The organism is Streptomyces nojiriensis, assembly GCF_017639205.1.
GTDB lineage: Bacteria > Actinomycetota > Actinomycetes > Streptomycetales > Streptomycetaceae > Streptomyces > Streptomyces nojiriensis.
This window is the reverse complement of the sequence record NZ_CP071139.1, coordinates 4372446-4389403: the sequence shown is the minus strand read 5'-3', so window position 1 is coordinate 4389403 and position 16958 is coordinate 4372446. Positions and strand designations below refer to the sequence as shown.

Sequence of the window (16958 nt, the reverse complement as noted above, 5' to 3'; positions counted from 1 at the left end):
CGCCCGGCACCGCACCTGGCCGTGTTGTCGGGGCGCCCGAGTACGTCCAGTACACGATGCGCTCCTCCGCCTTGCCATGTACGGCACCGGACGCCGCGGGCTCGGCCGACAAGATCCGAAAGAGACGGCCTACGCGTCAGGGCGGACCACTGCCTTGATCGGCATCGAGCCCGCGCCCGCCAGCGTCACGTTCCGGCCGGGGCGCGGGGCGTGGACCATCGCGCCGTCGCCGACGTACATGCCGACGTGGGTCGCGTCGTCGAAGTAGATGATCAGGTCGCCCGGGCGCATGTCCTTCACCGCCACCTTCGGCAGCAGCCGCAGCTGCTCCTGCGAGGTGCGCGGGATGCCCCGGCCCGCCGCCAGCCAGGCCTGGGAGGTCAGCCCGGAGCAGTCGAAGGACGCCGGGCCCACGGCGCCCCATTTGTACGGCTTGCCGATCTGGGCGGTGGCGAACTGCACGGCCCGCTTGCCGGCCTCCGTGGCCGCGCCGTTGACGTCCTTCATCGCGCCCGTCGACAGCCAGGCCGTCTGCGCCTTGTACTGGGCCTCCTGCTCCAGCTGGATCAGCCGGGCCTTCTCCTCGGCCTCCAGCTTGCTCTCCAGCTCCTCCGCGGCCTTGATCTTCTCCTCGATCTGCTTCTTGGACTCCTCCGACTTGACCCGGTTGGCCTCCAGGGTGGCCCAGCGCTGGCTCGCCTCCTCGGCGTAGCGCTGCAAGTCGGCCTGGGTCCGGTCCAGTTCGGAGAGCATGCCCGAGGTGGCCTTCTCGCCCTGGCGCAGCCGGCCCGCCCCGTCGAGGTAGTGGTTCGGGTCGTCGCTCAGCGCCAGCTGCGCGCCCGGCGGCATCCCGCCCGTGCGGTACTGGGCGCGGGCGGCGGCGCCCGCCCGGTTCTTCAGGGCGGTGATCTTCTCCTTGCCGGCGACGACGAGATTGGCGATCTCGACGATCTTGTCCGACTGGGCCTTGGTCTCGGCCTCGGCGAGGTTGTAGGCGTCTGTGGCGGTGCCCGCCTGCCGGTACAGCTCCTCGATCTCCTTGCGGACCTGTTCCAGGGACTTGCCGCCCGGTTCGGGGAGGGGTGCGGCCGGGGCCGCCGGAGACGCGGGGGCCACCGGGGCGGCCGGAGCCGCGTACGCCATGCCCGTCGCGAGGCCCGGCGCCGTCAGTATCGCCATCGTGCACAGCAGCACGAGAGAACTTGCGCCTCGCCGTTGCCTTGCGGCTCCCATGGTCCCCCCAGGCACCCGAGTCAGACCCGGTCTCAGATCTGACTATTCATCAGTAACTTCTCGCTGCCATCGGGATGGTGCCACGTGTCGATGAATTCCAACACCCTTGTGGATGGCGATCCGATCTTGTCCGCCCCAACGGACGCCATTCCCACCCCCGCACGGTTCAACGGAACGCCCCCGCCCCCGGTTCCCCCGCAGGCCGCGTTCACCCCACCGGGCGCAACGCTTCCCAGGGCAGGGTCAGTTCCCCCTGCCGCCACCGCCGCGGCCCGTCCACCAGCGGCCAGTCGCCGGCCAGCGCCCGCGCCGTCCGGATCCAGCGCTGCCGCGCCCCGTACGAGGCGTACGGGGCCGCCGCCGCCCACGCCCGGTCGAAGTCGCGCAGGAACGCGTGCACCGGCTCGCCCGGAACGTTCCGGTGGATCAGCGCCTTGGGCAGCCGCTCCGCCAGGTCGGAGGGGCGCTCCAGGGAGCCCAGCCGGGTCGCGAACGTCACCGTGCGCGCCCCCTCCGGGCCCAGCGCCACCCACACGTGCCGCCGCCCGATCTCGTCGCAGGTCCCCTCCACCAGCAGCCCGTCTGGGGCCAGCCGCCCGCACAGCCGCGCCCAGACCTCGGCCACCTGCTCCTCGTCGTACTGGCGCAATACGTTCGCCGCGCGGATCAGCGCCGGGCGGGCCCCGCCGTCCAGCGGCACCTCGAAACCGCCGTGCCGGAAGCTCAGCCCCTCCCGCTCGTACGGCTTCGCCCCCGCCACCCGCGCCGGCTCGATCTCGATGCCGACCACCCGTACCCGCGGCGCCGCGTCCCGCAGCCGCGCCAGCAGCTCGACCGCCGTCCAGGGCGCGGCCCCGTAGCCCAGGTCCACGGCGACCGGCGCCTCCGCGCGCCGCAGCGCGGCCCCGTGGGTGGCCGCGATCCAGCGGTCCATCCGGCGCAACCGGTTCGGATTGGTCGTCCCGCGCGTCACCGAGCCCACGGGGCGGCCGGGCGCGCGGCTGGAGGGCGGGGTACTGCGGGAGGCCATGAGCCGAGGGTAAGCGGAGGGCCCGCACACCATGAAAATCCCGCTGCGCAGCACTGAAGACGAGGAAACCTCCAGGAAAACCGGACACCCCGGAATGCGCGGGACGGCCATCCGGGTTGCACTCCTTGCAGGGCGTCTTCCGCGCCCTCGCCGTCATGCCGTCCGGCATGCGGTCCGTCATGCCGTCCGAGCGTCGTGCGTGCGCCGTCCGAGCCGAGAGGACTGGTCCTTTGAGCCAGTACGTGTCCCGCCTCAGTGGCCGCCTCGCCGCCGCCCGTGCCACCCGCCACGAGCCGCCCCGCCTGCGCCTTCCGGCCGTCGGCCACCACCGCAAGCCGCGCCGCGTGGCCATGCTCAGCGTGCACACCTCACCACTGCACCAGCCCGGCACCGGCGACGCGGGCGGCATGAACGTCTACATCGTCGAGCTGGCCAAGCGGCTCGCCGCGATCAACATCGAGGTCGAGATCTTCACCCGGGCCACCACCGGCGGGCTGCCCCCCGTGGTCGACCTGGCCCCCGGCGTCCTCGTACGGCACGTGGACGCGGGCCCCTACGAAGGCCTCGCCAAGGAAGAGCTCCCCGCCCAGCTGTGCGCCTTCACCCACGGCGTCATGCAGGCCTGGGCCGGCCACCGCCCCGGCTACTACGACCTCGTCCACTCCCACTACTGGCTTTCCGGCCACGTGGGCTGGCTCGCCGCCGAACGCTGGGGCGTCCCGCTCGTGCACGCCATGCACACCATGGCGAAGGTCAAGAACGCGGCACTGGCCGAGGGGGACACCCCCGAGCCCGCCGCCCGCGTCATAGGCGAGACCCAGATCGTGGCCGCCGCCGACCGGCTCATCGCGAACACCGCCGAGGAGGCCGACGAGCTCGTCCGGCACTACGAGGCCGACCCCGCCAAGGTGGCCGTCGTCCACCCCGGCGTGAACCTCGACCGGTTCACCGTCGGCGACGGCCGGGCCGCCGCCCGCGCCCGCCTCGGCCTCCCGCAGGACGCCGTCATCCCCCTCTTCGCCGGGCGGATCCAGCCGCTGAAGGCCCCCGACATCCTGCTGCGCGCCGTCGCCGTCATGGTCGACCGGGACCCCTCGCTGCGCCGCCGCCTCTTCGTACCCGTCGTCGGCGGGCCCAGCGGCAGCGGCCTCGCCAAGCCGGAAGGCCTGCACAAGCTCGCCGCGAAGCTCGGCATCGCCGACCTCGTGCACTTCCACCCGCCGGTCGCCCAGGACGGCCTCGCGGACTGGTTCCGGGCGGCGTCCGTGCTGGTCATGCCCTCCTACAGCGAGTCCTTCGGGCTCGTCGCGATAGAGGCACAGGCCGCCGGCACGCCGGTGCTCGCCGCCGAGGTCGGCGGGCTGCCCGTCGCCGTCAACGACGGGGTCACGGGGATCCTCGTACCCGGGCACGACCCGGTGGACTACGCGCGCGAGCTGCGGCGCTTCGTGGACGAGCCGGCGCTCGCGGACCGGATGGGCGCCCAGGCGGCGCGGCACGCGCAGTTCTTCGGCTGGGACACCGCGGCCGGCGGCACGGCCGACGTCTACACCGCGGCCATGCATGATCACCGCCGTCGCGTACGCTCCCACCATGGCTGACACCGCCGAGATCATCGAGAGCGCGCTCACCGCCGCGGAGCTGAGCTGGGAGAGCCCCGAGCCGGGGTCCTACGTCGTCCAGCTCCCCGGCACCCGCAAGCTGAGCACCACCTGCTCGCTGAAGGTCGGCCGGCACTCGCTGTCGGTCAACGCCTTCGTGATCCGGCACCCCGACGAGAACGAGGCGGGCGTCCACCGCTGGCTGCTGGAGCGCAACCTCAAGCTGTACGGCATGGCGTACGCGGTGGACCGCCTCGGCGACATCTACCTGACGGCCCGGCTCCCGCTGTCGGTCGTCGACCCGGAGGAGCTGGACCGGCTGCTCGGCACGGTCCTGGAGGCCGCGGACGGCTCCTTCAACACGCTGCTGGAGCTGGGCTTCGCGAGCGCGATCCGGCGCGAGTACGAGTGGCGGGTCTCGCGCGGCGAGCCGACCTTCAACCTCGACGCGTTCAAGCACCTGACGCGCCCGCAGGGCGAACCGGCCGGCCCCGGCACTCCGATCGGCTGACACGCGGCACCGAACGGCGCGGGAAGGCGTGTCGGCCCGCCCGGCCGGGCCCGGACGCCCGCACCGTGACGGGATGAGCGGGACCACAGCCGAAGCACTCATGTACACCTGGTTCGCCCTGGCCCTCCTGTCCACCGGCTACGTCGCCCACGACGCGTTCACCAAGAACCCCGAGCTCACGGTGATGAAGTGGGGCTGGGTGCTGGTGACCCTCTACATCGGCCCGGTGGGCGCCGCGCTCTACGTGCTGTCCTGCAAGGAGCCGCGTCCGGGGACCCACGAGCGGTTCGTGGCGCCGCTGTGGAAGCAGGCGCTCGGCTCGACCATCCACTGCGTGGCCGGCGACGCGACCGGCATCATGGTCGCGGCCGTCGTCGCCTCGCTGCTCGGCCTCCCGCCGTGGGCCGACGCCCTGTTCGAGTACGCGGTGGGCTTCGGCTTCGGGCTGCTGGTCTTCCAGGCCCTGTTCATGCGCGACATGCTCGGCGGCAGCTACGTGCGGGCCGTCCGCTCGACGGTGTACGCCGAGTGGCTCTCGATGAACTGCGTGATGGGCGCCATGGTCGCGGTGAACGTGATCGTGCGCAGCCAGGTGCCGGGGGCGCGGGACGTCGGCGACGTGCGCTTCTGGGCGACCTTCTCGCTGGCGGTGCTGGCCGGCCTGGCCTTCGCGTACCCGGTCAACGTGTGGCTGGTCGCCAACCACCTCAAGCACGGGATGGGGACGGTACGGGCGCTGGGCGAGGGCGGCGAGCCGCTCCCGGCCGCCGCCCACGCGGGTGCCTCCGGCACGGCCGTGCCGGAGGCGGAGGTGACGGCGGAGCAGAAGACGGCCATGGCGGTGCTGACGGTCCTCCTCCTCGCGGCCGGGGTCCTGCTGGCCGCGATCTTCGGCCACCTGGCCTGACGCGGTCAGCCCGCGGGCAGCGGCTCGGCCGCCGGTGCGGGAGCACCACCGGCCACGGGCGTGCCCGTACCCGCGTCGCCCTCGGACAGACCCCGCATCAGCAGCCAGTAGCCGGCCGCCGCGACCGTGCCGAGGACACCGGTGGCCCCCCACAGCCAGTCGGCCCCGTACCGGTCGATCAGGAAGCCCGCCATCAGCGGCGCCACCAGCGCGGCCACCGCCCAGGACAGGTTGTAGACACCCTGGTAGCGGCCGCGCCCGTGGACCGGCGAGAGCCGTACGACCAGGCTCATCTGGGTCGGCGAGTTCACGATCTCGGCCAGCGTCCACACGCAGACCGTCAGCGCGTACGCCCACACCGGTCCGGCGAAGGCCGTCAGTGCGAACCCGTACCCGGCCAGCAGCGCCGAGACCACCAGCAGCTTCTGCGGGTCGCGCCGCTCGATGAACGCCGTGACCGGGATCTGCAGCAGCACGATCAGCAGCCCGTTCACGGCGATGACCAGCCCGTAGTCCCTGGGCGAGAAGCCCGCGGAGCCCATCGCGACCGGCAGGCCGACCGAGCCCTGCGTGAAGATCAGCGAGATCAGGAACGACAGCCCGACCACGCCCATGAACCGCCCGTCCCGCAGCACGGTCCCGAGCCCGATCGCGGGCTCCTCCTCGCCGGCGGCGGCGGCCGACGCGCCCTCGGGCCGGGCGGGCCGGTCCGGCCGCGACTCGGGCAGCTTGACGAAGACCAGCACCGCGCAGAGCAGCGTCAGCGCGGCCTCGCCGAGGAAGCCGGCCAGGTAGCTGTACTCCGCGATCAGCCCGGCCGCCGTCGCGCTGACGGCGAAGCCGAGGTTGATGGCCCAGTAGTTGAGCGCGAAGGCCCGTACGCGGTCCTCGGGGCGGACGATGTCCGCCATCATCGCCGCGACCGCCGGCCGGGAGGCGTTCGAGGTCATGCCGACCAGCAGCGCCACGGCCGCGATCGCAGCCGGGTGCTCCATGAACCCGAGCAGCGCCACCGAGAAGGCGGTCGACGTCTGGGCCGCCAGCAGCGTGGGCCGGCGCCCGAGGCGGTCGGTCATCACGCCCGCGACGAGCGAGGAGACGACGCCGCCGAGTCCGTGGAGCGCCACCACGAGTCCCGCGAAGGAGGCCGAGTAGCCCCGGTCCAGGGTCAGGTACAAGGCCATGAAGGTGGCGACGAAGGCTCCGAGCCGGTTCACCAGCGTGCTCGTCCAGAGCCACCAGAAGGCCCGGGGGAGCCCGGAGACGCTCCCCCGGGCGGCCTGTGCCAAACGGGCAGCTGACATAAGGGATCCCCCCGGTGGTGTAAGCATCACTCGTACGGCGTGCACATTACGAGCGGCAGGCCTCCGGGCGCCACCGGATTGACGCGCACCGTCAATCCGGCGGGACCCGGCGCCGCGCGCGAGCGCCCCCGGGCGTCCACTAGGCTCGTACGCATGGCCGACGCACCGTACAAGCTGATCCTCCTCCGCCACGGCGAGAGCGACTGGAACGCGAAGAACCTGTTCACCGGCTGGGTGGACGTCAACCTCACCGAAAAGGGCGAGAAGGAGGCGGTCCGGGGCGGTGAGCTGCTCAAGGACGCCGGCCTGCTGCCCGACGTGCTGCACACCTCCCTCCAGAAGCGCGCCATCCGCACGGCGCAGCTCGCGCTGGAGGCCGCCGACCGCCACTGGATCCCGGTGCACCGCTCCTGGCGCCTGAACGAGCGCCACTACGGTGCGCTCCAGGGCAAGGACAAGGCGCAGACCCTCGCGGAGTTCGGCGAGGAGCAGTTCATGCTGTGGCGCCGCTCGTACGACACCCCGCCGCCGGTCCTGGAGGACGGCACGGAGTTCTCGCAGTCCGCGGACCCGCGCTACGCGTCGATCCCGAACGAGCTGCGCCCGCGCACGGAGTGCCTCAAGGACGTCGTCGAGCGCATGCTGCCGTACTGGTACGACGGCATCGTCCCGGACCTGCTGGCCGGTCGCACGGTCCTGGTCGCCGCGCACGGCAACTCCCTGCGCGGCCTGGTCAAGCACCTCGACGGCATCTCCGACGCCGACATCACGGGCCTGAACATCCCGACCGGCATCCCGCTCGTCTACGAACTGGACGCCGACTTCAAGCCCCTGAACCCGGGCGGCACCTACCTCGACCCGGACGCCGCGGCGGCCGCCATCGAGGCCGTCAAGAACCAGGGCAAGAAGAAGTAACTCGCGCGATCATGCCTCCCACCTGCGCATGCGGCGCCGGTGGGAGGCATTCTCATGCCCCGGGTCCACCCGGGGCCCGCGCCGTGCCAGTGCGGCGGCTGACCGGAGCGCGTGCGCGGAGCAGGGCCCTGTCCGGAGACTCCGGGCAGGGCCCCTCGTGCTGACCCGGCGGCGTGACGGCCGCCGTGGTCGGGGTAACGGCCCTCTCGCGTGGCGGGGGGGGGGGCAGGGGGCGGCGGGCTTGGCGGCGGGCTTGGCCGGGGCGACGGCCGGTGCGGCGGCCGGTGCGGCGGGCTTGGCCAGCAGGGACTCCGCCGTGTCCTGGAGCGCGGCGACGTTGCCGTTGGACAGGACGACGTTGGGGTTCAGGACGCGCTCGACCGGCACGTGCACGACCTCCGAGATGTCGGAGATGTTGAGGTTGTCGAGGAGCGAGAGCAGCGGGTTGTCGGCGGCCTGGGCGGGCGCACCGCCGAGGAGCAGGACGGCGCCGGCGAGAGCGCCGACGAGCGAGGTTCGATTCAGCTTCATGCGCGGGGAACGCCCCGCCCGTTCCCCCGGTTACCTCCCCACCCCGCCGGTCCCCCCGTTCAGCCCCGCCCAACCCCCCGTCCGGCCGGACCCGCCCCCTCCCTGGACTACTTCTTGCACTGGGGCAACTCTGGGCCCTCCGAGGGCGACGGACAACGAGCCGGGCCAGGGGAAACGCACGCCCTGCCTCCGGTTCACTGGCGTTCTTCCGAGGTGACGCACAGGGTGTCGTCGGCCGGAGGGGTTACCTTTGTGATCATGCCTCCCGTCCGTGCGTACGGCGCGGGCGGGAGGCGTTTTTCATGCCCCGGGGCCGTTCTCGCGCCATTCGCGGCCGATCGAGCGCAGCAGGGCCGGGTAGACCCCGAGGTACCGGAAGGGCTTGATGGCCAGCATGTAGAGGGCGCCCAGGCGCCCGTTCGGCTTCACCAGGACCGTCATCAGGCCGTGGTAGCCGCCCTTCCCGTCCGGGACCCAGCCGATGTGCAGCAGGCCGTGCATGGTCCGGTTCGCGCTCTCCGCCACCCACTCGTCGTGGGTCTGGTAGACGGAGGTGAAGGGGACCGCCCGCAGGTCGGGGCCCCGCTCGCCCTCGCGGAGGTCGGCCGGCAGGCGGTCGCGCAGGGTCGGGACCCGGGTGCCGACCCCGTCGTCGGGCCGGTCCCAGCCGAGCAGCGCGCCGAGCTTCCAGCGGATCGCGAAGAGGGCGCGCGCCACGGGGGAGGGGACGGGATCCCCGTTGCCGTCCGCGAACTGGCGCACCAGGCGTGCGAGGTCGTCGGGCCCGCCCGGGGTCGGTAGCGCCCATACGTCCTCGACCCGGAAGTCGCCGGCGATCTCGTGGACCCGCCAGGGGCGGGAGGTGTGCGCGGTCTTGGGGAGTCTCATCGGTCGGCCCCTATCTATACGATGCCGTATAGATCGAGGCTAGCACTCATCTATACGGCACCGTATAGATGGGGGCCGCGTGAGGAGGAGCACAGCATGGGCGCGACCCGCACACCGCGCGCAAAGTGGATCGAGGAAGGGCTGCGGGCGCTCGCCGCCGGCGGCCCCGAGGCGGTCCGCGTCGAGGCGCTGGCGCAGGCGCTCGGCGTCAGCAAGGGCGGCTTCTACGGGTACTTCGGCAGCCGGGGCGCCCTGCTGGCCGAGATGCTCGACACCTGGGAGCACGAGGTCGCCGAGGCCGTGATCGAGCAGGTCGAGAGCGGCGGGGGAGACGCGCGGGCCAGGCTGGAGCGGCTGTTCGCGATCGCCTCGACGGCCGACGGGCCGGTCCGGGGCACCACGGCCGACCTCGCGATCCGTGACTGGGCCCGGCGCGACGAGGACGTCGCGCGGCGGCTGCGGCGTACCGACAACCGGCGCATGGAGTACCTGCGTTCGCTGTTCCGCGCCATCTGCACCGACGAGGACGACGTCGAGGTCCGCTGCCTGCTGGCCTACTCGCTGCGGATCGGCGAGCACTTCATCCACGTCGACCACGGCGGTCGCACGCACGCGGAGGTCATGGAGCTGACCCGGAACTGGCTCCTGAGGTAGGCGCCGGTGCGCCGGACGACCTAGGCCGTGTCCGCAAAGTCCCGCCTGCCCCGCGACGCCTGGCACCGCACCTCGCCGCGTTGTCGGGCCGCCCGAGTACGTCCAGTACACGGGCGGCCCTCCGCCTTGCGATGCACGGCACCAGACGCCGCGGGGCCCGCCCTCCGGGCGGCCGGCGCTACTTTGCGGACACGGCCTAGTCGTTGAAGGTCTTGAACGTGACGGCGGCGCTGTCCGCGCCCTCCCACAGCACCTCGACGGTCACCTTGTCGATCCCGCCGTTCCCGAAGTTGGGCGAGCGCGGGTGATCGAGGTCGAGGTGGAGCCCGTACGCGTCCCCGGTCGCCCGGCCGTAGCCGGCGGCGGTCGGCGCGTTCCGGTAGCGCGGTGCGGGGTGGGAGTCGATCCAGGCCGCGACCTCGGAGCGGGGCATGCGGAACGTTCCCGACCACTGGCTGGGCCAGGCCGCGTCGTCGATCTCCAGGCATTCCTGGCGCTCCGCGCGGGGCGGCAGCTTCCAGCCGACCGCCGTCATGGCCCTCCCGCACCCCGTGGCGCGCGTCTCCGTTTCGCCCGCGTGGTCGATCGCGTAGAGGAGCCCGCAGAACCAGACCAGGGCGGGCACCTCCACCACGGCCACGAAGAGGACCGCCAGGGCGATCATCCATTTCGTTTTCCGCGGCACGCTGCCCCCAAGATCGATTCGAACACGTTCAGAATCTAGGACGGGCAGATGCACGCGACGGTTCCGCGCGTACGCACGCGAAAGGCCCCGACCGAGGGAACTCGGACGGGGCCCGTCGTGCGCGTGGAGCCGGCGGAGGCGTCAGCCGCCGCACTGGCAGGGGGCACCGGACTGGCAGCCGCAGCCGCAGCCGGAGCCGCACCCGCAGGCCGCGAGCAGCGGTAGCCGCAGCGGCTCCGGCTTCGGCGCCTGCTCCTGCTCGGGGGTGATGGGGACGGGGGAATCGGGCATGGTTCCTCCTCGGAGAAGGCGGTGCCCCGCGGCATACGGGACTTCGTACGACGACCGCCCTCGCCCTCATTCATGCCCAGCGGTACCGGCGCGTCAACGGCGCATTGGGGCTCGGTGCGGCCCGCGCTCCGGGTGCCCCGTCCGGATCCCCCGCTTCCGGTGCCGGGGTCAGACGCCCTCGACCTGGGTCGGCTGCTGCAGGTCGTCCGCGTGCTCACCCGTGACCAGGTAGACCACGCGCTTGGCCACCGACACCGCGTGGTCCGCGAAGCGCTCGTAGTAGCGGCCCAGCAGGGTCACGTCCACGGCCGTCTCGATGCCGTGCTTCCAGCGGTCGTCCATCAGGTGCTGGAACAGCGTGCGGTGCAGCTGGTCCATCTCGTCGTCGTCTTGCTCCAGCTGGAGGGCGAGGTCGACGTCCTTCGTGATGATCACCTCGGCGGCCTTCGCCATCAGGCGCTGCGCCAGCTGCCCCATCTCCAGGATGGTGGCGTGCAGGTCCCGCGGCACGGCCCGGTCCGGGAACCGCAGCCGGGCGAGCTTCGCCACGTGCTGGGCGAGGTCACCGCTGCGCTCCAGGTCGGCGCTCATCCGCAGCGAGGTCACGACGATGCGCAGGTCGGTGGCGACCGGCTGCTGGCGGGCCAGCAGGGCGATGGCGCGGGCCTCCAGGTCGTGCTGGAGGTCGTCCACCTTCTGGTCGGCGGCGATGACGCTCTCGGCGAGCTTCAGGTCGGCGTCGAGCATGGACGTCGTGGCCCGCCCGATCGCGGAGCCGACGAGCCGGGCCATCTCGACCAGGCCTTCTCCGATCGAGTCCAGTTCCTCGTGGTACGCGTCGCGCATGTCTCGTGTCCCTCTCTCGACCTACTACTGCGGTACTGCCCGTGGGCGGGCCGGGGCGGCCAGCGGCCCCACGTTGACACGGTGAGCCGCAAACGCGTCCGACTCCGGCACCACAAGTGAATCAACCCCGTCGTCAGGGTGAACTCTGGGCGACGACTGTTCGAGGTGCCACCCGAACGGCTGTGGAAGTGTCGTTGTGCCTGCTTAACCTGGATCCATGGACGTGAACGCGGCGGTCGCCGCAGCTGCAGCGATCGCCGGTCTTTGCACCGGTGTGATCGCGATGCTGGCGTTCCGCTGGAGCGAGCGCGACCAGGCCCGCCCCACCCGGAGCTCCATCCGCCCCGACCTCAACGCGGTGCTGCCGCCCGGCGTGGACACCGTCCTCTCCGTGCTGCGCTCCTCGGCGGTCGTACTGGACGAGGGAGACGCGGTGGTCAAGGCCAGCTCGGCGGCGTACGCCCTCGGCCTGGTCCGCGGCGGCAAGCTCGCCGTCGAGCCGATGCTCCACATGGCCCGCGACACCCGCCGCGACGGGGAGATACGCCAGGTGGAACTGGACCTGCCCCGGCGCGGCACCGGCCGGGGAGAGGCCCTCGCGGTCTCGGCGCGCGTCGCCCCGCTCGGCTCCCGCCTGGTGCTCCTCCTGGTCGAGGACCTCACCGAGGCCCGCCGCATCGAGGCCGTACGCCGCGACTTCGTGGCCAACGTGTCCCACGAGCTGAAGACCCCGGTCGGAGCGATCTCCCTGCTGTCCGAGGCCGTCATGGACGCCGCGGACGACCCCGAGGCGGTCAGCCGCTTCGCGGGCCGCATGCAGATCGAGTCCACCCGGCTGATCAACCTCGTGCAGGAGCTCATCGACCTCTCCCGGGTACAGAACGACGACCCGCTGGAGGACGCCGAGCCCGTACGCGTGGACACGCTGGTCGCCGAGGCCATCGACCGCTGCCGCCACACGGCGTCCTCGAAGCAGATCACCATGGCCGCGGGCGGCACCGCCGACCTGCGCGTATGGGGCAACCGCGGACAGCTCGCGGCCGCCCTCGGAAATCTGGTCGAGAACGCCGTCAACTACAGCCCCGCCCGTACCCGCGTCGGCATCGCCGGACGCAGGGTGACGGCACCTGGGGGAGACTTGATCGAGATCGCCGTGACCGACCAGGGCATCGGCATCCCGGAAAAGGACCGCGAGCGCATCTTCGAGCGCTTCTACCGCGTGGACCCGGCCCGCTCCCGAGCCACGGGAGGAACGGGCCTCGGCCTTGCGATCGTGAAGCACGTGGCCGCCTCGCACGGCGGGGAGGTGTCGGTATGGAGCTCGGAGGGCCAGGGTTCCACGTTCACCCTGCGACTCCCCGAAGCAGCCGCCCCGGCCCCGGCGGCGGCCCCCCGCACCCACCCGACCCCTGCCTGACCCAGAACCGCTCCAGCCATTCCTGCCCCGGAGGTCCTTCCGTGACCCGAGTGCTCGTCGTCGAGGATGAGGAATCCTTCAGCGACGCCCTGTCCTACATGCTCCGCAAGGAGGGCTTCGAGGTCGCCATCGCCGCGACCGGGCCCGACGGGCTCGACGAGTTCGAGCGAAACGGCGCCGACCTCGTCCTCCTCGACCTGATGCTGCCCGGCCTGCCCGGCACGGAGGTCTGCCGGCAGCTGCGCGGCCGCTCCAACGTCCCCGTGATCATGGTGACCGCCAAGGACAGCGAGATCGACAAGGTCGTCGGGCTGGAGATAGGAGCAGATGACTACGTCACGAAGCCCTTCTCCTCCCGCGAGCTCGTCGCCCGCATCCGCGCGGTCCTGCGCCGCCGCGGCGAGCCGGAGGAGGTCACCCCGGCGGCCCTGGAGGCCGGCCCCGTACGGATGGACGTCGACCGCCACGTGGTCACGGTCTCCGGCGGCAAGGTGGACCTCCCGCTGAAGGAGTTCGACCTGCTGGAGATGCTGCTGCGCAACGCGGGCCGCGTACTGACCCGGATGCAGCTCATCGACCGGGTCTGGGGCGCCGACTACGTCGGCGACACCAAGACGCTGGACGTCCACGTCAAGCGCCTGCGGGCCAAAATCGAGCCGGACCCGGGCGCGCCGCGCTACCTGGTCACGGTCCGCGGCCTCGGCTACAAGTTCGAGCCGTAGGCCGGACGTAACGGAAAGGGCCCCCACCCGCCGAGGCGGATGGGGGCCCTTTCCGTGCGCGTACGGGGCCTGCGTCAGTGGCCGGCGCCGTGCGAGGGGGAACCCGACGGCGTGCCGGTGGCGCTGCCCGAGGCGGAGCCGGACGGGGTGGCACCCGCGGCCGCACCGGAGGCTCCGGCCGACGGGGAGCCGGACGGGGAGCCCGAGGGAGAGCCGGACGGCGTGCCCGAGGGGGAGCCGGACGGGCTGGCGCCCGCGGTCGGGCCGAACGGTGCGTACGGGCCGGTGGCCGGGACCACGAAGGCCTCCAGCTCGATGCCACCCGTGCTGCTCAGCTGGAAGGCGACCTTCTGCACTTCGCCGTCCCGGACGGTCGCGGCGCCGTCCTCGATCACGGCCGAGGCGTTGCCCTTGCCGCCGATCACCACGTAGCCGAGGGCCGGCACGGTGACCTTGCCGGAGCCTTCGGCCGGCTTCAGCGTGACCTTGCCCTTGCCACCCGGGAGGGTGATGCCGTCAAGGGTCTCCGCCTTGGTGCCGTTGTTGAAGACCGTCGCGGAGACGACCGCGGGGCCCTTCTCGCCCTTCTGGCCCTGGGTGATCACCAGCGCGTTCTGGACCTCGATCTGGCCCTTGGCGGCGGCGGCGTTGTCCGGCTTGATCTGGAGGGTCTGCGCGTCCCGGCCCGCACCGCATGCGGCCAGCGAGGCGATCGAGAACACGACGGCAGTGGCGGCGAGGGCGCCGCGTCGAAGGCTGCGGCTCACGGCGGCGGCAACTCCTTGGACGAACGGAAGGGGCGGGTGGACGCTCGGAACGGCCGAGGTAAAGCCGCTCTAAGGGTGTGTCAGCGCGCTTAGGTTACCGAGCCGCCGCCCCGCCCCCGCACCCGACCCTCCGCAGCGCGGCCCCCGCCCTGGGCGCGCCCCGCGATCTTGCATTCCGCGGTGCCGTTCACCGCGCCGATCTTGTGGCGCTCGCATATCGTGCGCCCGACCCCGGTTGATCAATTTCCGGATTCCCTCGAACACCGCCGAGTGATCAATTCGGGATTGGGCCGGAACCCGCCCGGTGAGGGCGGCCGCCAGTCGGACGGAGTAGTTCGGTTTCTCGACTCGGAACCCGGCAAAACGGGATGTACGTCACACTGATGGGGGTGCCGGGCAGGTGTAGCGTGGCCCTTTCGCCCGGTCCGCGCAGCGCCCCCGACCTGCGAATACCCCCTTCCGGAAGCTCTCCGCAGCACGTTCGTGTTGCTGTTGTCAAGCCCCGAGATGTGCCCTGACCTGCGAAAACGCCATTCATAACAGTCAGTTCTCGTGTTACCCTGGATAGCCACGGAAGGGGTACCTGTCACATGACGTTCAAGGTTGGCGACACCGTGGTCTATCCCCATCACGGGGCCGCGCTGATCGAGGCCATTGAGACTCGTCAGATCAAAGGCGTGGACAAGACCTACTTGGTGCTCAAGGTCGCCCAGGGCGACCTGACGGTTCGTGTGCCTGCGGACAATGCGGAGTTCGTCGGCGTTCGCGACGTAGTCGGCCAGGACGGGCTGGACCGGGTCTTCGAGGTGCTTCGCGCACCGTATGCAGAAGAGCCGACGAACTGGTCCCGGCGCTACAAGGCAAATCTGGAGAAGCTCGCTTCTGGCGATGTCATCAAGGTCGCCGAAGTGGTGCGTGACCTGTGGCGTCGTGAGCGTGAGCGCGGGCTTTCCGCGGGTGAGAAGCGCATGCTCGCGAAGGCACGCCAGATCTTGGTGAGCGAGCTCGCGCTCGCTGAGAACACGAACGAGGACAAGGCCGAGGCCCTCCTCGACGAGGTGCTCGCGTCCTGACGCGAGTTCCCGTGCGCCATGTGGTGCACAGCTTGCCGCGGTGCCCGATGACAAGGTCTCTCCACGAGAGGCCTGTTGCCGGGCGCTGCGGCATGTCTGTATCCGTACCTATTGCCTCACCGCCACGCCACCGCCACCGTCGCGATGGCGTGCCGGGTCCGGGCGGCCCGCTCGACCGGTCGTCCACGGAAGGGGCGAGAGGCGTCGCACCCGGCACCCTTGAGGCCATACCCATGTCGGCCGAAGTCACAAACCTGGCTCGGAGCTACTGATGTCTGACGTAACGCGTCCCCACCGCACCGCCGCGGTGATCCCGGCCGCCGGCCGGGGGGTACGCCTCGGTCCCGGTGCCCCCAAGGCCCTGCGGGCCCTCGGCGGCACCCCGATGCTCATCCACGCCGTCCGCGCGATGGCCCGCTCCCGCGCGGTCTCCCTCGTGGTGGTCGTGGCCCCGCCCGCCGAGGCCGCCGAAGTGCGCCTGCTGCTGGGCGAGCACGCGCTGCCCGAACGCACCGAGCTGCTGGTCGTCCCCGGCGGGGAGACCCGCCAGGAGTCCGTCCGCGCGGGCCTGGACGCGCTGCCCGCGGACATCACCTCCGTACTCATCCACGACGCGGCCCGCCCGCTCGTCCCCGTGGACACCGTGGACTCGGTCATCGAGGCCGTACGCGACGGAGCGCCCGCCGTGGTGCCCGCGCTGCCCCTGGCCGACACGGTCAAGGAGGTCGAGCCCGGCAAGCCCGGCGAGGCGGAGCCGGTCCTCGGCACGCCCGAGCGGGCCCGGCTGCGCGCCGTCCAGACCCCGCAGGGCTTCGACCTCGCCACCCTGCTGCGCGCGCACGCCGCGATCGCCGTCGACGGCGAGGGCGCCACCGACGACGCCGGAATGGTGGAACGGCTCGGTGTCACCGTCGTCGTGATCCCCGGCCACGAAGAGGCCTTCAAGGTCACCCGCCCGCTCGACCTGGTCCTCGCAGAGGCCGTACTCGCCCGCAGGAGGGCCACCGATGGCTACTGAGCCGACCACGCACACCGCCCCCCTGATCCCGCTCGTCGGCATCGGCACCGACGTGCACGCCTTCGAGGCCGGCCGCGAGCTGTGGTGCGCCGGCCTGCTCTGGGAGGGCGAGGACGGCCTCGCCGGGCACTCCGACGGTGACGTCGCCGCCCACGCCGCCTGCGACGCGCTCTTCTCCGCCGCCGGCGTCGGCGACCTCGGCGCGCACTTCGGCACCTCCCGCCCCGAGTGGTCCGGCGCCGCAGGCGTCACCCTTCTGGCGGAGGCGGCCCGTATCGTCCGCGCCGAGGGCTTCGAGATCGGGAACATCGCCATCCAGGTGATCGGCGTGCGCCCGAAGATCGGCAAGCGGCGCGAAGAAGCGCAGAAGGCGCTCGCGGCCGCCGCCGGCGCCCCCGTCTCCGTGTCCGGCACCACCACCGACGGGCTGGGGCTCACCGGCCGCGCCGAGGGCCTCGCCGCCATCGCCACGGCCCTCGTGTACCGGACGAACCGGGCCTGATCCCCCGTAGCGGCCGTACATCTTCGGCAACAAAGGTGCCCCGGGTCCCGAAAGGGTCGCGGG

Annotated in this window: 19 protein-coding genes; 10 read left to right on the top strand and 9 right to left on the bottom strand. The window is 72.1% G+C overall.

Annotated features, from left to right (window positions below):
* Positions 1-129: 129 nt before the first annotated feature.
* The gene (locus JYK04_RS20370; RefSeq protein WP_229875074.1) at positions 130-1179 is read right to left on the bottom strand and encodes a C40 family peptidase; all 1050 of its coding nucleotides are present in this window, start codon (positions 1177-1179) and stop codon (positions 130-132) included.
* A gap of 262 nt (positions 1180-1441) precedes the next feature.
* A complete protein-coding gene (locus tag JYK04_RS20365) occupies positions 1442-2263 on the bottom strand; it encodes a class I SAM-dependent methyltransferase (protein WP_189734895.1) in 822 nt (273 codons plus the stop codon).
* Positions 2264-2493: 230 nt separating this feature from the next.
* On the opposite strand from JYK04_RS20365, the gene mshA reads away from it, so the two are divergent.
* The 3 genes from mshA (at position 2494) to JYK04_RS20350 (ending at position 5282) form a co-directional block, all read left to right on the top strand.
* Positions 2494-3864 (top strand): D-inositol-3-phosphate glycosyltransferase, encoded by a 1371-nt coding sequence (gene mshA / locus JYK04_RS20360; protein WP_189734897.1) that lies wholly within the window; start codon positions 2494-2496, stop codon positions 3862-3864.
* Positions 3857-4375: a type III secretion system chaperone family protein gene (locus JYK04_RS20355; protein ID WP_189734899.1), complete on the top strand. Its 519-nt coding sequence runs from the start codon at positions 3857-3859 to the stop codon at positions 4373-4375. The genes mshA and JYK04_RS20355 overlap by 8 nt, the downstream gene beginning before the upstream one ends.
* Positions 4376-4448: 73 nt before the next feature.
* Positions 4449-5282 (top strand): DUF4396 domain-containing protein, encoded by an 834-nt coding sequence (locus JYK04_RS20350; RefSeq protein WP_189734901.1) that lies wholly within the window; start codon positions 4449-4451, stop codon positions 5280-5282.
* 5 nt (positions 5283-5287) lie between these two features.
* Here the strand turns inward: JYK04_RS20350 and JYK04_RS20345 are convergent, their stop codons facing one another.
* A complete protein-coding gene (locus JYK04_RS20345; RefSeq protein WP_189734903.1) occupies positions 5288-6586 on the bottom strand; it encodes an MDR family MFS transporter in 1299 nt (432 codons plus the stop codon).
* Between the two features lie 153 nt (positions 6587-6739).
* Here JYK04_RS20345 and JYK04_RS20340 point away from each other — a divergent pair, with 153 nt between their 5' ends.
* Positions 6740-7501 (top strand): phosphoglyceromutase, encoded by a 762-nt coding sequence (locus JYK04_RS20340; RefSeq protein ID WP_030728436.1) that lies wholly within the window; start codon positions 6740-6742, stop codon positions 7499-7501.
* A 9-nt stretch (positions 7502-7510) separates the two neighbouring features.
* Here the strand turns inward: JYK04_RS20340 and JYK04_RS20335 are convergent, their stop codons facing one another.
* Complete coding sequence (locus JYK04_RS20335) at positions 7511-8032, bottom strand: hypothetical protein (RefSeq protein ID WP_189734905.1); 522 nt, start codon at positions 8030-8032, stop codon at positions 7511-7513.
* 300 nt (positions 8033-8332) lie between these two features.
* Positions 8333-8920, bottom strand: a complete 588-nt coding sequence (locus JYK04_RS20330; protein WP_189734906.1) for a DUF2867 domain-containing protein — start codon at positions 8918-8920, stop codon at positions 8333-8335.
* A gap of 96 nt (positions 8921-9016) precedes the next feature.
* Here JYK04_RS20330 and JYK04_RS20325 point away from each other — a divergent pair, with 96 nt between their 5' ends.
* On the top strand, positions 9017-9574 hold the full coding sequence (locus JYK04_RS20325; protein WP_189734908.1) for a TetR/AcrR family transcriptional regulator: 558 nt from the start codon (positions 9017-9019) through the stop codon (positions 9572-9574).
* A gap of 196 nt (positions 9575-9770) precedes the next feature.
* On the opposite strand, the gene JYK04_RS20320 is transcribed toward JYK04_RS20325, so the two are convergent.
* The 3 genes from JYK04_RS20320 to phoU form a co-directional block, all read right to left on the bottom strand.
* Positions 9771-10238, bottom strand: coding sequence for a hypothetical protein (locus JYK04_RS20320; RefSeq protein ID WP_189734909.1), 468 nt, complete (start codon positions 10236-10238; stop codon positions 9771-9773).
* A gap of 162 nt (positions 10239-10400) precedes the next feature.
* Positions 10401-10550 carry a hypothetical protein gene (locus JYK04_RS20315; protein WP_189734911.1) on the bottom strand — a complete coding sequence of 50 codons (150 nt, stop codon included), beginning with the start codon at positions 10548-10550 and terminating at the stop codon, positions 10401-10403.
* A gap of 168 nt (positions 10551-10718) precedes the next feature.
* Positions 10719-11396 carry a phosphate signaling complex protein PhoU gene (phoU, locus tag JYK04_RS20310; protein ID WP_030009600.1) on the bottom strand — a complete coding sequence of 226 codons (678 nt, stop codon included), beginning with the start codon at positions 11394-11396 and terminating at the stop codon, positions 10719-10721.
* A gap of 217 nt (positions 11397-11613) precedes the next feature.
* Here phoU and phoR point away from each other — a divergent pair, with 217 nt between their 5' ends.
* Together phoR and phoP are read left to right on the top strand one after the other, a co-directional pair.
* Positions 11614-12813 (top strand): two-component system sensor histidine kinase PhoR, encoded by a 1200-nt coding sequence (phoR, locus tag JYK04_RS20305; protein ID WP_189734913.1) that lies wholly within the window; start codon positions 11614-11616, stop codon positions 12811-12813.
* 50 nt (positions 12814-12863) lie between these two features.
* A complete protein-coding gene (phoP, locus tag JYK04_RS20300; protein WP_465270536.1) occupies positions 12864-13535 on the top strand; it encodes a two-component system response regulator PhoP in 672 nt (223 codons plus the stop codon).
* A gap of 74 nt (positions 13536-13609) precedes the next feature.
* Here the strand turns inward: phoP and JYK04_RS20295 are convergent, their stop codons facing one another.
* Positions 13610-14302, bottom strand: a complete 693-nt coding sequence (locus JYK04_RS20295; protein ID WP_189734915.1) for a DUF461 domain-containing protein — start codon at positions 14300-14302, stop codon at positions 13610-13612.
* 590 nt (positions 14303-14892) lie between these two features.
* Between JYK04_RS20295 and JYK04_RS20290 the strand changes: the two genes are divergently transcribed.
* The 3 genes from JYK04_RS20290 (at position 14893) to ispF (ending at position 16895) form a co-directional block, all read left to right on the top strand.
* On the top strand, positions 14893-15375 hold the full coding sequence (locus JYK04_RS20290) for a CarD family transcriptional regulator (RefSeq protein WP_003953493.1): 483 nt from the start codon (positions 14893-14895) through the stop codon (positions 15373-15375).
* A 271-nt stretch (positions 15376-15646) separates the two neighbouring features.
* Entirely contained in the window at positions 15647-16393 is a 747-nt protein-coding gene (gene ispD, locus JYK04_RS20285; protein ID WP_189734917.1) for a 2-C-methyl-D-erythritol 4-phosphate cytidylyltransferase, read from the top strand.
* Positions 16383-16895: a 2-C-methyl-D-erythritol 2,4-cyclodiphosphate synthase gene (gene ispF, locus JYK04_RS20280; RefSeq protein ID WP_189734919.1), complete on the top strand. Its 513-nt coding sequence runs from the start codon at positions 16383-16385 to the stop codon at positions 16893-16895. The genes ispD and ispF overlap by 11 nt, the downstream gene beginning before the upstream one ends.
* The last annotated feature ends 63 nt before the right edge of the window (positions 16896-16958 follow it).